The organism is Klebsiella scottii (genome assembly GCF_036561945.1).
GTDB classification, from domain to species: Bacteria; Pseudomonadota; Gammaproteobacteria; order Enterobacterales; family Enterobacteriaceae; genus Klebsiella; species Klebsiella scottii.
The window spans coordinates 1,881,185-1,894,380 of record NZ_JARXNI010000020.1 but is presented as its reverse complement, the minus strand read 5'-3'; the positions used below and the strand labels follow the sequence as shown (position 1 = coordinate 1,894,380).

At 56.6% G+C, this 13,196-nt stretch carries 13 protein-coding genes; 7 read left to right on the top strand and 6 right to left on the bottom strand.

Translation table 11 applies throughout. The annotated features are described in order from the left end of the window. Positions 1–42: 42 nt before the first annotated feature. Positions 43–558: a hypothetical protein gene (locus tag QFI97_RS16545; protein WP_346431618.1), complete on the top strand. Its 516-nt coding sequence runs from the start codon at positions 43–45 to the stop codon at positions 556–558. Between the two features lie 135 nt (positions 559–693). On the opposite strand, the gene QFI97_RS16540 is transcribed toward QFI97_RS16545, so the two are convergent. Then, positions 694–939: a DinI family protein gene (locus QFI97_RS16540; protein ID WP_095097172.1), complete on the bottom strand. Its 246-nt coding sequence runs from the start codon at positions 937–939 to the stop codon at positions 694–696. Positions 940–1,096: 157 nt separating this feature from the next. After that, a complete protein-coding gene (locus QFI97_RS16535; RefSeq protein ID WP_076945414.1) occupies positions 1,097–1,291 on the bottom strand; it encodes a hypothetical protein in 195 nt (64 codons plus the stop codon). 279 nt (positions 1,292–1,570) lie between these two features. Between QFI97_RS16535 and umuD the strand changes: the two genes are divergently transcribed. Together umuD and umuC are read left to right on the top strand one after the other, a co-directional pair. Continuing rightward, the gene (gene umuD / locus QFI97_RS16530; protein WP_095098126.1) at positions 1,571–2,005 is read left to right on the top strand and encodes a translesion error-prone DNA polymerase V autoproteolytic subunit; all 435 of its coding nucleotides are present in this window, start codon (positions 1,571–1,573) and stop codon (positions 2,003–2,005) included. After that, positions 1,989–3,251 (top strand): translesion error-prone DNA polymerase V subunit UmuC, encoded by a 1,263-nt coding sequence (gene umuC, locus QFI97_RS16525; protein WP_346431617.1) that lies wholly within the window; start codon positions 1,989–1,991, stop codon positions 3,249–3,251. The genes umuD and umuC overlap by 17 nt, the downstream gene beginning before the upstream one ends. Positions 3,252–3,435: 184 nt before the next feature. Here umuC and QFI97_RS16520 read toward each other — a convergent pair whose 3' ends face one another. The 3 genes from QFI97_RS16520 to QFI97_RS16510 all read right to left on the bottom strand — a co-directional run bounded on the left by QFI97_RS16520 (position 3,436) and on the right by QFI97_RS16510 (position 6,525). After that, the gene (locus tag QFI97_RS16520; protein WP_346431616.1) at positions 3,436–4,518 is read right to left on the bottom strand and encodes an oxidoreductase; all 1,083 of its coding nucleotides are present in this window, start codon (positions 4,516–4,518) and stop codon (positions 3,436–3,438) included. Positions 4,519–4,531: 13 nt separating this feature from the next. Further along, positions 4,532–5,278 carry a DeoR/GlpR family DNA-binding transcription regulator gene (locus QFI97_RS16515; RefSeq protein ID WP_346431615.1) on the bottom strand — a complete coding sequence of 249 codons (747 nt, stop codon included), beginning with the start codon at positions 5,276–5,278 and terminating at the stop codon, positions 4,532–4,534. A 176-nt stretch (positions 5,279–5,454) separates the two neighbouring features. Next, a complete protein-coding gene (locus QFI97_RS16510) occupies positions 5,455–6,525 on the bottom strand; it encodes a YncE family protein (RefSeq protein WP_346431614.1) in 1,071 nt (356 codons plus the stop codon). 434 nt (positions 6,526–6,959) lie between these two features. Between QFI97_RS16510 and fhuE the strand changes: the two genes are divergently transcribed. The 4 genes from fhuE (at position 6,960) to dbpA (ending at position 12,199) form a co-directional block, all read left to right on the top strand. Next, positions 6,960–9,146, top strand: coding sequence for a ferric-rhodotorulic acid/ferric-coprogen receptor FhuE (gene fhuE / locus QFI97_RS16505; protein WP_346431613.1), 2,187 nt, complete (start codon positions 6,960–6,962; stop codon positions 9,144–9,146). 213 nt (positions 9,147–9,359) lie between these two features. Then, on the top strand, positions 9,360–10,343 hold the full coding sequence (gene zntB, locus QFI97_RS16500; protein WP_095097190.1) for a zinc transporter ZntB: 984 nt from the start codon (positions 9,360–9,362) through the stop codon (positions 10,341–10,343). 282 nt (positions 10,344–10,625) lie between these two features. After that, the gene (gene ynaL / locus QFI97_RS23525) at positions 10,626–10,811 is read left to right on the top strand and encodes a proline-rich small protein YnaL (protein WP_095097193.1); all 186 of its coding nucleotides are present in this window, start codon (positions 10,626–10,628) and stop codon (positions 10,809–10,811) included. A 14-nt stretch (positions 10,812–10,825) separates the two neighbouring features. Next, positions 10,826–12,199, top strand: a complete 1,374-nt coding sequence (dbpA, locus tag QFI97_RS16495; protein WP_346431612.1) for an ATP-dependent RNA helicase DbpA — start codon at positions 10,826–10,828, stop codon at positions 12,197–12,199. 48 nt (positions 12,200–12,247) lie between these two features. Here dbpA and ttcA read toward each other — a convergent pair whose 3' ends face one another. Continuing rightward, complete coding sequence (gene ttcA, locus QFI97_RS16490) at positions 12,248–13,183, bottom strand: tRNA 2-thiocytidine(32) synthetase TtcA (protein WP_346431611.1); 936 nt, start codon at positions 13,181–13,183, stop codon at positions 12,248–12,250. Between the last annotated feature and the right edge of the window lie 13 nt (positions 13,184–13,196).

The window sequence follows — 13,196 nt, the reverse complement described above, 5'->3', positions numbered from 1 at the left end:
AGGTTAATCTGAAAGACACTTCGTCTTATACGGGTTATCAGCATGGGATTGCGTACTATCCAGGGAATGTTTTTTTCTTTGGCATTGATGCTGCCGCTTGTTTCTCAGGCTTCAGATGAAAGGAATCAGCCTAGCAGTGATTTAAATGATGGCGTTGAAACTTTCAGCATTAGCTGTTTTGGTATGCCGCAGCAGACCACCATCGATATTAATGAGTGCATGGCAAAGAAACTCGCGCAGCTTCGCCGGGTAAAAGATAAATATCTGACGACGGCCGCGAAACGAATAGCGCAGGACAGCAGGGACGATCCGCTTCGTTTACAAAAAATGGCGTCGGCATTTAATGATGAAAGTAAAGCATGGGATAATTTAATTGATAAGGCGTCTACCGCGGCCGGGATTGATTCTGAAGGTGGGACGCTGAGAGGGACTACGGTGGCTTTACGTCAGGAAGGGCTCGTTGAGCTGCAGGTTCATGATATCTGGCAGCACTGGCTGCGCTTTGAGGACACAACCCCATCGGTTTTGCCGGAGCCCAGGTTTAAGTCTGACGAGTAGGGGATGATGATTTAAATCACCGCCGGCGGCGGGGAAAAGATTTACCGGGGAAATTTATGTCCAGGGAACGGTATTGGTTAGTGCTAACGCCGGTCCCCGAAAAAGCCGCTGTTGATATCAGCGCTGCGGCCTGGTTTATTCGTCTGCGCTCATCCACATGTCCGCTTCTTCAAACATCTCCTGGACGGCGCGGCTGATCTGCTCTTTTTCATGCTTGCTGGCATCCGTATTGATTGCGGGCAGCGTCATCATCGGCTTTACGCGAACGTCGGCCTCAGGAAAAATGCGGTGAATTCGTTTCGTGAGTTCAGCCATAATGGTCTCTCTGGCCCCGGCGAACCCTTCAAAATTTCTTTTATCATAAACCAGTTCTACAAACATGCTTCGGCTCCTGTAACTGTAGGCAGTAGTTATACTGTTTTTTTGTACAGTGTCAAGGCGAGAGGGAGAACAGCGCACGTTTTCCGCCTCGCCAGCCGACGAGCGTAGGGCTGGTACGTAATGAGCGGCGGTCGGTTATTCCGTCACTAAACAACCTTTAATCGACGTTGTTGAAATAGTCTCGCGCAACTGCTTCGACGTTCTTCGCGTCAATTCCCGTTTTTTCAGTAATCAACTCGATGAACTGCCTGAACTTGTCGGTCATTACGTTGCCGCCATCCCAGTGGGCAACGTAGAAACGGCACTGATAGCGATAAAAGTGGAGGGTGGTATCTCCTAACGTGTAGTACATAAGAATCTCCCGTTCAGTATGTCGGACGAATCGCCATAGTTTGTGGTTATGGTACCCCACCATAACGCTCTGCTTGCAGCATCTATCCTGCTACTAATTGCGTTAGATTTCCAGAGACGCGTTATTTTTAGCGCCGCCGGGCATGGCGAAGCGCAGCGTCCGTTTAAATATTGCAGAACTTCAAGGTCTTCGCGATAACGTGGCATAAGCGGCTTGATTAACCCGGATGATTTATTAATACTGTATATAAACACAGTTATTATGTCGGGTGAGTTTATGATGACGTTCTACAAGCCGGTTGAGCTGTCGCAGCGGTTTTTGGTGCCGCTGTTTCGCGATCTTGTTCCCTGCGGATTCCCCAGTCCGGCCCAGGATTATGTCGAAGATACGCTTGATTTGAACAAGCTGGCCATTAAGCACCCTAACGCGACCTATTTTGTCAGGGTGAGCGGGGATTCAATGACGGGCGCCGGGATTGATGATGGCGACCTGCTGGTGGTCGATCGCTCGCTGACCGCAGAACATGGAGATATTGTGATTGCTGCCGTTGCCGGCGAGTTTACGGTAAAGGAGCTGCAAACCCGGCCAGTCCTTCAGCTCACGCCGCGCAACCTCAACTATTCCCCTATCGTCTGTCAGCCTGGAGAGGAGCTGCAAATATTCGGCGTGGTCACCTTCACCTTAAAATCACACCGACATGTTCGCGCTTGTTGACGTCAACAGTTTCTACGCCTCCTGCGAAACCGTTTTCCGGCCAGACCTGCAGGGAAAAGCGGTGGTGGTGGTCTCAAATAACGATGGATGTATTATTTCACGCTCGGCGCAGGCAAAGGCGCTGGGCATCCCCATGGGGGCGCCTTACTTCAAAATTAAAGACGATCTGCAGCGTTTGCAGGTGTCCGTTTTTAGCTCGAACTATGCGCTTTATGCCGATCTCAGCCACCGGGTCATGTCGACGCTAACGGAGATGGCGCCGGCGATTGAAATATATTCCATCGATGAGGCTTTTGTTAATTTAGCCGGTATCTCCAGCTATATGCCGCTTGAGACATTCGGTCATCAAATGCGCGATCGGGTCATGAAGCATACCGGGCTAACGGTTGGGGTTGGCATCGCGCCGACCAAAACGCTCGCCAAGCTGGCTAATTTCGCGGCTAAAACGTGGCGCAAAACCGACGGCGTAGTCGAATTATCGAACCGCGATCGCCAGCGTAAGCTGCTCTCTCTGGTACCGGTGCATGAAGTTTGGGGCGTGGGTCGTCGGATCGGGAAAAAACTGGAGCTGATGGGCATCGAAAACGCGCTGCAGCTTGCCGACAGCTCTACCTGGGTGATACGTAAGCACTTTAACGTCGTGCTGGAGCGCACGGTGCGCGAGCTTCGGGGAGAATCCTGCCTGCAGGTGGATGAGTTTGCGCCGACCAAACAGCAGATTATCTGCAGCCGTTCATTTAGTCACCGCATCACCCAATATAGCGATATGCATCAGGCCGTTTGTGCCTATGCTGAACGCGCGGCGGAAAAACTCAGGGCAGAGAAGCAGTACTGCTGCGTGGTCAGCGTCTTTATGCGGACCAGTCCGCATGCCGAAAATGAAGCGTTCTACGCTCCCCAGGCCAGCGGCCGGCTGGCAACGCCCTCTGACGATACCCGGGATATTATTCGCCTCGCTGTCCATGCGCTGGACCGAGTGTGGAAGGAGGGCTTTCGCTATATGAAAGCCGGCATCATGCTGAGTGATTTTTTCAGTCAGGGCGTGGCGCAGCTTAATTTGTTTGATCAATATCAGCCGCAGGCGAACAGCGCCGCGCTGATGCAGGTGGTGGATAGCCTCAATCGTTCGGGCCGCGGCAGCGTGTGGTTTGCCGGGCAGGGCATTCAAAAAAGCTGGGCGATGAAGCGTGAGATGCTATCGCCCGGCTACACGACCCGCTACGCAGATTTGCCCGTCGTCAAATAGGCCGCTTATGCATTCCCGGCGCGACAACCGCTCTGCCGCCGGATCGCTATACCGCTCCGGCGACGTCATGGCTCACCGCACATTATTGGCTACCGATGGCGAGCGTGTGGGAAAACGCCGCCCGGTGCTGAATCCGGGGGGAAGGGCATGACCTGCCAAGCCGCAGGCCATGTTAATTCGAGGATTATTTCAGCGCGGCCAGCTCATCGGCGGTGAGCGTTAACGTCTGCAGCGTGCCGGTTTCGGCGGAGCGAACGGCGGCCTCCAGTACCGCCATCACGGCGAGCGCCTGCAGCGGCTGTACCGGGTTTTCAATCTTGCCGGTGAGCGCATCGCGCACGTTGATGTAGTACTGCCGCTGATCGCCCTGCGGCGCGCTCACTTCCTGAACCTGCGATTGCGCGTCAAAAATGCTCAGGCTGTCGTCATCATGACCCCAGCCTTCGCTGCCGGGAATAACGCCCGCCAGCAGCTGGCTCTCCTGCTGGTCGGCTTTTTGTTTGACCGCGCTGCCTTTGTCACCGTGAACGGTAAAGCGCGCGCTGCCGCCGGCGACCAGCATGCTACAGTGCAGAATGACCTTATGCTGAGGATAATTTAAGACCACGTGCGCCCAGTCATTAATCTCGGCGCCCTGGCGCAGGGTGGCGATGTTACCCTGCACCGACTGCGGCAAGCCGAACAGCTGCAGGGCCTGATCGATCAGGTGCGGACCTAAATCAAACCACAGGCCGCTGCCCGGCACGTTTTGCTCTCTCCAGCGCACGCGAACTTCCGGGCGGAAGCGGTCGAAATGCGACTCAAAGTGCTTAACGGTGCCGATAAGCCCCTGCTCAATAACCTGCCTGATCCCGAGGAAGTCGCTGTCCCAGCGGCGATTGTGGAATACCGAGAGCAGCAGCTGCTTCTCCTGCGCCAGCGCGATAAGCTCGCGAGCCTCCTGCATATCGAGGGTAAAAGGTTTATCAACGACCACGTGCTTACCGGCGTTTAACGCCAGCTTAGCTAGCGGGGCGTGCGTGGCGTTAGGGGAGGCGATCACCACGAGATCGATATCCGGATGCTGGATCGCCTCTTCGGGTGAGGCCACGACGGTAATATCAGGAATATCACGCTTAACCTTTTCCTTATCGCGAGAAGAGACGATGGTCAGCTTCAGGCCGTCAATCGAGCGGATCAGCGGCGCATGGAACGTTTTGCCCACGAACCCATAACCGATCAGCGCAATATTAATGTTCTTACCGTCACCGGCGATAACTTTGTTCATTATTCTCTCCACGTTATTGAGCGTCAGCGATGTTGATGTGCATTGAAATGTCGTCCCCGGCGTCTTCCCAGGCTTTATCCAAAAATAACTGATGAATTTCTGCTAATCCGGCGACCAGATAAGGCTCGCAGTGGTTCAGCTTCATATGGTCGGCAACCAGCCAGCACTCGGTGCTGGCCGCCAGCATGGCGCGCTTGATCTCCGCGTCGGCCTCCTGGCTGGCGCTTAAACCCAGCTGCGCATGCAGCGCGCAGGCGCCGAGGATGGCGATATCAGCCCGATAGCGCGCGAGCAGCGCGAGGGTTGCGCTGCCGGCAAACAGGCGCTGCTGCATATCCCATCTGCCGCCTAACAGAATCAGCTGAATATCCGCCCGGTCGCTGAAGTGCTGGGCGATATCTAAAGAGGTGGTGATAACGGTCATCGGCCCTTTGATGTGGCTGGCGACGGCCAGCACGGTGCTGCCAGCATCTAAAAAGATCGTCGAGCCGGAGGGAATTTTCTCCGCCACCATTTTACCTAAGCGCTGCTTCGTTTTTGGCAGCAGGGCATTTCTGCCCTGGCGGTTCATCGCCGACAGATCGAGGGCGATGGCGCCGCCGTGATTCTTTTGCGCCAGCCCCTGCTTTTCAAGATCGGTCAGGTCGCGACGAATGGTGTCTGCGGAAACCTGCAGCTTATCTACCAGCTCGCTGATGCTGACCTGCCCATTTTCGCTAATAATATCAAGTAGGTATTTTTGTCTGGCGGTTTTGTGCACGGTCTTTAATCCTGCAAAATGCTGCAATAAATCGCATAATACAGCATTTTGCGGCAAAAGAAATCCCGCACCGGCGAAAGCGGGCGCAGCGTGACGGGGGGCGGGGCTTGTTAGTTAAGGGGAAGCGGTTATTTTCCCCTTAGCCCGATCGTCAGGTGCCGGAAAGCGGTGAAAACTCAGTTGAGCTTAATGCGGGCAACGCTGTCCGGGCCCTTGGTGGAATTATCCTCATTGAAATCCTGCTTGATGCTGACGTAAAGAGTGTCCTGATCAGGGGAGAGCAGCAGGCTGTTCGGATGGCTGGCGAACGACCACGCATTTTTCAGCGCATAGGTGGTGGCGTCCAGCTGGAGTACCTTCTTCGATTCGCGCTGGCTGATATAAACCTCATTGCGCTTCGCGCTGAACTTAATACCCAGCGCATCGCCGTCGATACGCTTAATGACCTTACCCGTACGTTCATCAAAGACCAGCGTCGTTTTGGCCTTGGAATCATCGGTAACAAACAGGCGGCCGGTGGCCGGATCTTCCGCCAGATTGAGGAACAGGTACTCTTTGCCGTCGCCCGGGGTCCAGCGCTGCTCAATTTTGTGGCTTGCCGGGTTAATCACCAGAATTTCCCCGCCGCCGTTTGCCGCATAAATGCGATCGGTGAGCGGGGAGTAGATCAGTCCCGTCACCCACTTCCCGGCATTATCAATCCGGCCCTTCAGGGTCATGGTTTTCGCATCTACGATGGAGATAAAACCCGGATCGGCTACGCGGCCAATAAACAGCTGGTTATTGTGGAACAGCACTTCACGGGCGCCGATAGGGTCGCCGTCCTTATCCTGACCGACGAACATCAGGCGCTGTAGCACCTTACCGCTTTGCGCATCCACTTTGGATACCCCGCCGTCCAGCGAGTTGGTGGTGTAGAACGCCTTGCCGTCATCCGCGACCGCCATGCCGAAGTTCTTCAAATCGGTATGGGTTTCAGCCTTAGTGGCCAGCGTGGCGGGATCCAGCCGGTAGATCATGCCGCCGTTAACCGCTTTAAATCCCTGGGCGCTGGCGACAACGAGCGCGCTTTGCGCCGGCAAATAGGCCATCTCGTACAAACCATCGCCCAGCGTACGTTGGCTTAATGACGCGGGCGCTTTGGCAGGCGGCGTCTCCTCGGCCGAAGCCTGCCACGCCGTTAGGGTTAACGCGGAGAGAAGCGCAGCGCACAGCGCTGATTTACGCGGGCCAAATAACGATTTCATTCTGAACCCCATCATTGGATAAATCACTCCCGCAGGGCAAAGCCGCAGCGGGAACGTAAAAAACAAGAATGAGAATCATAATCATTTATGCTGCGGGCGCAAATCATCCCGGCCTCAGGTGCGGCCCTGAGCGCCCGAACCGGCACGAGGATGGACGACGAAGCGGCTATTTTCGCGTTCGTTTCCGCACAGTCCTGCGGCAGATCCGGTTCGCGATGATGTCAGGTTGTTGATTTACAAAAAGTATACACTTGCTTACATTTAACTGACAAAATAGCCTGCGATAAATAAGGCAAATAATTATTATTCCCATTCTCATTTGTTGTTTTCTCGCGCCGTATGCCGCCTTCAATCTGCTGACAAAGAGCGATTTTTCAGCGCTGCGGTGAGCGAGATAACGTCACTCACAATAATAATTCCTGATGGGAAAATTTATGTTTTTCAACGACAGGGGCACAGGCGGTAGACCGCCTGCACAGAGTTTATCTAAACCATTTACCGTTTCACTGCTGGCGCTGGCGATCCAGGCCTTTGCTCACCCCGCGCAGGCGGCGGAGAAGGATGAAGGAACGGCGACCGGGACGCAGCAGGATATGGTGGTCTACGGCAGCGCGGGAAATGCGCCCGAGGAGCAGCAGGATTACGCGGCAAAAACCACCCGTGCGGGGACGAAGATGCTGCTGGCTCCCCGCGATGTGCCGCAGTCGGTTACGATTGTGACCCAGCAGCGCATGAAGGATCAAAATCTGCAGACCATCGACGATGTGCTGACCAACGCGACCGGCGTCTCCTCGCAGCAGATCGACAGCGAGCGTTCGTATTACTATTCGCGAGGGTTTGAAGTCACCAGCTTCGCCTACGACGATATTCCCACCTCGCTAGGCGATGCCTGGAACTACGGCGATGCGCAGGAAGATACCGCTATTTACGATCGCATCGAAGTGGTTCGCGGCGCGACCGGCCTGATGACCGGCGCGGGCGACCCCGGCGCCACGGTGAACATGGTGCGTAAAAAGGCGGACAGCAAAACCCTGACCGGGAACGTGAGCGCCAGCTACGGCAGCTGGAATAAGCAGCGCTACGTTGGCGACCTGTCGGCTCCGCTCAATGCCGACGGCAGCGTGCGTGGGCGAGTGATTGCCGGCTATCAGGATCAGGATAGCTGGCTGGACCGCTACCATAAGAGCAAAAAGTTTCTCTACGGCGTCGTGGATGCCGACCTGACGGATAGTACCCACCTGTCGCTGGGCTGGGACTATCAGAAGTCGAATACCGGCAATCCGACGTGGGGTGGTCTCCCCAGCCTGTATAGCGACGGTTCGCGGACCCACTACGACCGCAGCACCAACACCGCGGCGGACTGGACGCGCTACGCCATTGAATCCCGCAAGGTATTTGCCGGCCTGACGCAGGAGTGGGATAACGGCTGGTCATTCCGCTTCAACGGCACCCACGGCGAACAGACCCTGAACGACACGCTGCTGTATGTGATGGGGAATCCCGATGCCGATACCGGCGAAGGCGCCAGCGGCTGGGGAAGCAAGGATCGCGGCAAGCGAACCCTCGACTCCTTCGATGCCTATGCCAGCGGGCCGTTTGAGCTGCTGGGTCGCCAGCACCAGCTGATGGCCGGCGCCAGCTACAGCCGCCAGCATAACGCCAGCTTTAGCCAGGACGGGCCGATGGATAGCGAGCAGCTCGGGGTCTTTAATAACGGCTGGAACGGCAGCGTGGCGCAGCCGGAGTGGGGGGACTGGTACCTGAATGCGGATGATATCGTGCGGCAGAAATCGGCCTATACCGCCGCCCGGTTCTCGCTCGCCGACCCGCTATCGCTGATCGTCGGCGCGCGCTACACCCAGTACAGCGCCAACGGCAGCAGCGGCGATATGCGTAAATACAACGTGACGCCGTACGGCGGCGTGGTTTACGACATTACGGAGAGCCTGTCGGCATACGCCAGCTATACCTCAATTTTCTCCCCGCAGACCAAACGTTCGGCGGATGGCGGATGGCTGTCGCCGATAACCGGTAAGAACTATGAATCCGGGCTGAAGGCCGACTGGCTGGATAGCCGGCTGACGACCAGCTTCGCCATCTTCCGCATTGAGCAGGAGAATGCGCCCGAGGCGGTAAGCGGCGAGTTTGTGAACGGCTCCAGCGAGCAGGCCTACCGCGCGGCAAAAGGCGCGGTCAGCAAAGGGGCGGAGCTGGAGGTCAACGGCGCGGTCAGCGACAATATGCAGCTGACGTTCAGCGCCACGCGCTATGTCGCCACCGACAGCAGCGGTCGTTATAACAGCTTTGCGCCGCAAACGCAGCTTAAGCTCTTCACGCGCTATCGTATTCCGGCGCTGCCTGAGCTGACCGTAGGCGGCGGGGCCACCTGGCAGAATCGGGTCTACCAGGACGTCAGCGGGCCGGACGGTGAAACGCAGCGCCTGTATCAGGGCAGCTACCCGCTGGTGAGTCTGTTCTCGCAGTATCAGCTGACAAAACAGCTTACCGTGCAGGCCAATATCAATAACCTGTTCGATCGTGAATATTACTCCTATCTGGATGATTCTGCGGTGTACGGGGAGCCGCGCAGCGTCTCGGTGAGCATGAACTATACGTTTTAATTTCCCCCACCCGCAGGCTCCCGCGAGAGGGCCTGCGGGCAGGTAGGCCTGGTGCTGGGGCCTACCTGTGCATAGGTGCGGGCCTTATCGGCGCCAGGCGCGCTGGGGCAGCGGCTTTTGTCAGCGAATTCAGCACCCTGCTTGTTTTAGCTCTTGCTTAACGGAGGCGTCAGGCTAGACTACGAAAATTAAGCATGAGTTAACGGAGGTCTGGTGGAGGCGATTAAAGGTACGGAACTGAATGTGCCGGATGCCGTTTTTGCATGGCAGTTTGACGGACAGGGCGGCGTAAAGCCGCTGACTAATAGCGACACTATCGATAAAGATCATCCCTGCTGGCTACATCTGAACTACACCCATGCCGACAGCGCGCAGTGGCTGGCGCAAACGCCGCTGTTGCCGAATAGCGTGCGGGATGCGCTGGCGGGCGAAAGCACCCGACCGCGGGTGACGCGGGTCGGCGACGGCACGCTGATTACGCTGCGTTGTATTAACGGCAGCACCGACGAACGGCCGGATCAGCTGGTGGCGATGCGCTTATATATGGATGAGCGTTTAATCGTCTCTACCCGACAGCGGCGGGTGCTGGCGCTGGACGATGTGCTCGGCGACCTGCGTGAAGGCACCGGCCCGGTGGACTGCGGCAGCTGGCTGGTGGACGTCTGCGATGCGCTGACCGACCATGCCAGCGAGTTTATCGAACAGCTGCATGACCGGATAATCGACCTTGAGGATAATTTGCTGGATCAGCAGATCCCTCCGCGCGGCTTCCTGGCCCTGCTGCGTAAGCAGCTGATTGTGATGCGCCGCTATATGGCCCCGCAGCGCGATGCCTACTCCCGGCTGGCCAGCGAACGTCTGCCGTGGATGAATGACGACCAGCGTCGGCGCATGCAGGATATCTCCGATCGCCTGGGCCGCGGCCTGGATGAGATAGATAGCTGCATCGCTCGTACGGCGATTATGAGCGATGAGATCGCGCAAATTATGCAGGAGGCGATGTCGCGTAGAACCTATACCATGTCGCTGATGGCAATGGTCTTTCTGCCCAGCACCTTTCTGACCGGCCTGTTTGGCGTCAACCTCGGCGGGATCCCCGGCAACGAGTGGCATTTGGGCTTTTCTATCTTTTGCATAATGTTAGTTGTTCTGATTGGTGGTGTTGCGTGGTGGTTGCATCGTAGTAAATGGCTGTAAATAATCGCCTTTTATCAGCCTCCGGGCGCGAAAACCCGGCAATGTTTGAGCGAAATCAATAAACCATCTACCCGTTCGGGGCAATATCTCTCTCGCAGGTGAATGCAACGTCAAGCGATGGGCGTTGCGCTCCATATTGTCTTACTTCCTTTTTTGAATTACTGCATAGCACAATTGATTCGTACGATGCCGACTTTATTGAGTCGGCTTTTTTTTTGCTCTCCTGCGGCCAGCTTCTACGCTTAATGAGTGGTACACCCGCCCATAACCGGGAGAGTCAAAATGCGATACCAGCCTTTAACGTCAATACCCATTTCACCTGAGCCTAACGACCCGACGCCGGTGCCGGACCCTCGGCCTCGTCCGCATCCTTTACCCGACCCGCCGCCGGATGATGAGCCGATTAAATTGTCGCATCAGAGGCGCAATTCTGCGAGGATACGCGCCTGTCAATTGCGCGCCCTTTAACACGAGAAAAAATTGTGACCGCTTTTTCAACACTGAACGTTTTGCCCGCCGCCCAGCTCGATAATCTGAATGAGCTGGGATACCTTGCGATGACCCCGGTCCAGGCGGCGGCTTTGCCGGCGATTCTGGCCGGTAGAGATGTGCGCGTGCAGGCAAAAACCGGCAGTGGGAAAACGGCCGCATTCGGCCTTGGCCTGCTCCAGCAGGTTGATGCCACGCTGTATAAGACGCAGTCTCTGGTGCTGTGCCCGACGCGCGAGCTGGCCGATCAGGTCGCCGGCGAGCTGCGTCGGCTGGCGCGCTTTCTGCCGAATATTAAAGTTTTAACCCTGTGCGGGGGCCAGCCCTTTGGCGCCCAGCGTGATTCGCTCCAGCATGCGCCGCATATTATCGTCGCCACGCCGGGACGCCTGCTCGATCACCTGCAGAAGGGCACCGTATCGCTGGATGCGCTGCAGACGCTGGTGATGGACGAGGCGGATCGGATGCTGGACATGGGGTTCAGCGACGCCATTGATGAAGCGATTCGCTTTGCGCCCGCCGAGCGGCAGACGCTGCTGTTCTCGGCGACCTGGCCGGAGGCCATTGCGGCGATTAGCGGACGCGTGCAGAACAATCCGCAAACCATCGAGATTGATTCCGTTGATGCGCTGCCGGCGATTGAACAGCAGTTCTTCGAAACCTCGCAGAAAGGCAAAATTGCGCTGCTGCAAAAGCTGCTTAGCCAGCATAAGCCGGCGTCCTGCGTGGTGTTCTGTAATACCAAAAAGGATTGCCAGGCCGTTTGCGATGCCCTCAACGCCGCCGGGCAGAGCGCGCTGTCGCTGCATGGCGATCTTGAGCAGCGCGATCGCGATCAAACCCTGATCCGCTTTGCGAACGGCAGCTCGCGCGTGCTGGTGGCGACCGACGTCGCGGCGCGCGGTCTCGATATTAAATCCCTGGAGCTGGTGATTAACTACGAGCTGGCCTGGGACCCGGAAGTTCACGTACACCGCATCGGCCGCACCGCGCGCGCCGGTGAGAGCGGGCTGGCGATTAGCCTTTGCGCGCCGGAAGAGGCCCAGCGTGCCAATATTCTTGCGGAAATGCTGCAGCTAAAACTGAACTGGATGAACGCGCCGACCGGCGGCACGATCGTACCGCTGGAAGCCGAAATGACGACCCTGTGCATTGACGGCGGTAAGAAGGCCAAAATGCGCGCAGGGGACGTTCTGGGGGCGCTGACCGGAGATTTGGGATTCGATGGCGCCGATATCGGCAAGATCAACGTGCATCCGGCGCACGTCTACGTGGCGCTGCGCCAGGGCGTGGCCCATAAAGCGTTCAAGCTGCTGCAGAACGGCAAGATTAAGGGCAAGAACTGCCGGGTTCGTTTGCTGAAATAGGGCGCGTAAGGGCGTCTCAGAAACCGCGCTGAGACGCCAGTTCGCGGTTTACTTCACTTCCACCACGTTCAGCCGCAGCTCGTCCAGCTGGGCATCATCTTCTTCCGGCTGCCAGCCGGCGGGCTGGAGCGGGATCTCTTCGCGATCGAACGCCAGGTCACCGCCGTCAACCACGTCAGAGCCGTGGGTAATCCCTTTAAAGTCAAACAGGTTGACGTCGCTAAGATGTGACGGCACGACGTTCTGCATAGCGCTGAACATGGTCTCGATACGCCCGGGATAGCGTTTATCCCAGTCGCGCAGCATGTCGCCGATCACCTGACGCTGCAGGTTAGGCTGGGAGCCACAGAGGTTGCATGGGATAATTGGGAAACCTTTCGCCTGCGAGAAGCGCTCGATATCCTTTTCGCGGCAGTACGCCAGCGGGCGGATAACGATATGCTTACCGTCGTCGCTCATCAGCTTCGGCGGCATGCCTTTCATCTTGCCGCCGTAGAACATATTGAGGAACAGCGTCTGCAGAATGTCGTCACGGTGGTGGCCGAGGGCGATTTTTGTCGCGCCGAGCTCGGTGGCGGTGCGATAGAGGATCCCGCGGCGCAGGCGTGAACAGAGCGAACAGGTAGTTTTACCCTCAGGAATTTTCTCTTTGACGATCCCGTAGGTGTTCTCTTCGACAATCTTATACTCGACGCCGAGCTGCTGCAGGTACTCTGGCAGAATGTGCGCCGGGAAGCCGGGCTGCTTCTGATCGAGGTTTACCGCAACCAGAGAGAAAGAAATGGGCGCGCTTTTTTGTAAACTGCGCAGGATTTCCAGCATGGTGTAGCTGTCTTTCCCGCCGGAAAGGCAAACCATAATTCGGTCGCCTTCTTCAATCATATTGAAATCGGCAATGGCTTCGCCGACATTGCGGCGCAGGCGCTTCTGCAACTTATCGATGTTGTACTTTTCTTTCTTTGTAACTTGCTGATTATCAAGCATTATTAACATTCTC

Bases quoted from the DNA above. Each gene is read 5' to 3' on its own strand.
- QFI97_RS16545 (WP_346431618.1), top strand. From the start codon at position 43: ATGGGATTGCGTACTATCCAGGGAATGTTTTTTTCTTTGGCATTGATG.
- QFI97_RS16540 (WP_095097172.1), bottom strand. From the start codon at position 939: ATGTTTGTAGAACTGGTTTATGATAAAAGAAATTTTGAAGGGTTCGCC.
- QFI97_RS16535 (WP_076945414.1), bottom strand. From the start codon at position 1,291: ATGTACTACACGTTAGGAGATACCACCCTCCACTTTTATCGCTATCAG.
- umuD (WP_095098126.1), top strand. From the start codon at position 1,571: ATGACGTTCTACAAGCCGGTTGAGCTGTCGCAGCGGTTTTTGGTGCCG.
- umuC (WP_346431617.1), top strand. From the start codon at position 1,989: ATGTTCGCGCTTGTTGACGTCAACAGTTTCTACGCCTCCTGCGAAACC.
- QFI97_RS16520 (WP_346431616.1), bottom strand. From the start codon at position 4,518: ATGAACAAAGTTATCGCCGGTGACGGTAAGAACATTAATATTGCGCTG.
- QFI97_RS16510 (WP_346431614.1), bottom strand. From the start codon at position 6,525: ATGAAATCGTTATTTGGCCCGCGTAAATCAGCGCTGTGCGCTGCGCTT.
- fhuE (WP_346431613.1), top strand. From the start codon at position 6,960: ATGTTTTTCAACGACAGGGGCACAGGCGGTAGACCGCCTGCACAGAGT.
- ynaL (WP_095097193.1), top strand. From the start codon at position 10,626: ATGCGATACCAGCCTTTAACGTCAATACCCATTTCACCTGAGCCTAAC.
- ttcA (WP_346431611.1), bottom strand. From the start codon at position 13,183: ATGCTTGATAATCAGCAAGTTACAAAGAAAGAAAAGTACAACATCGAT.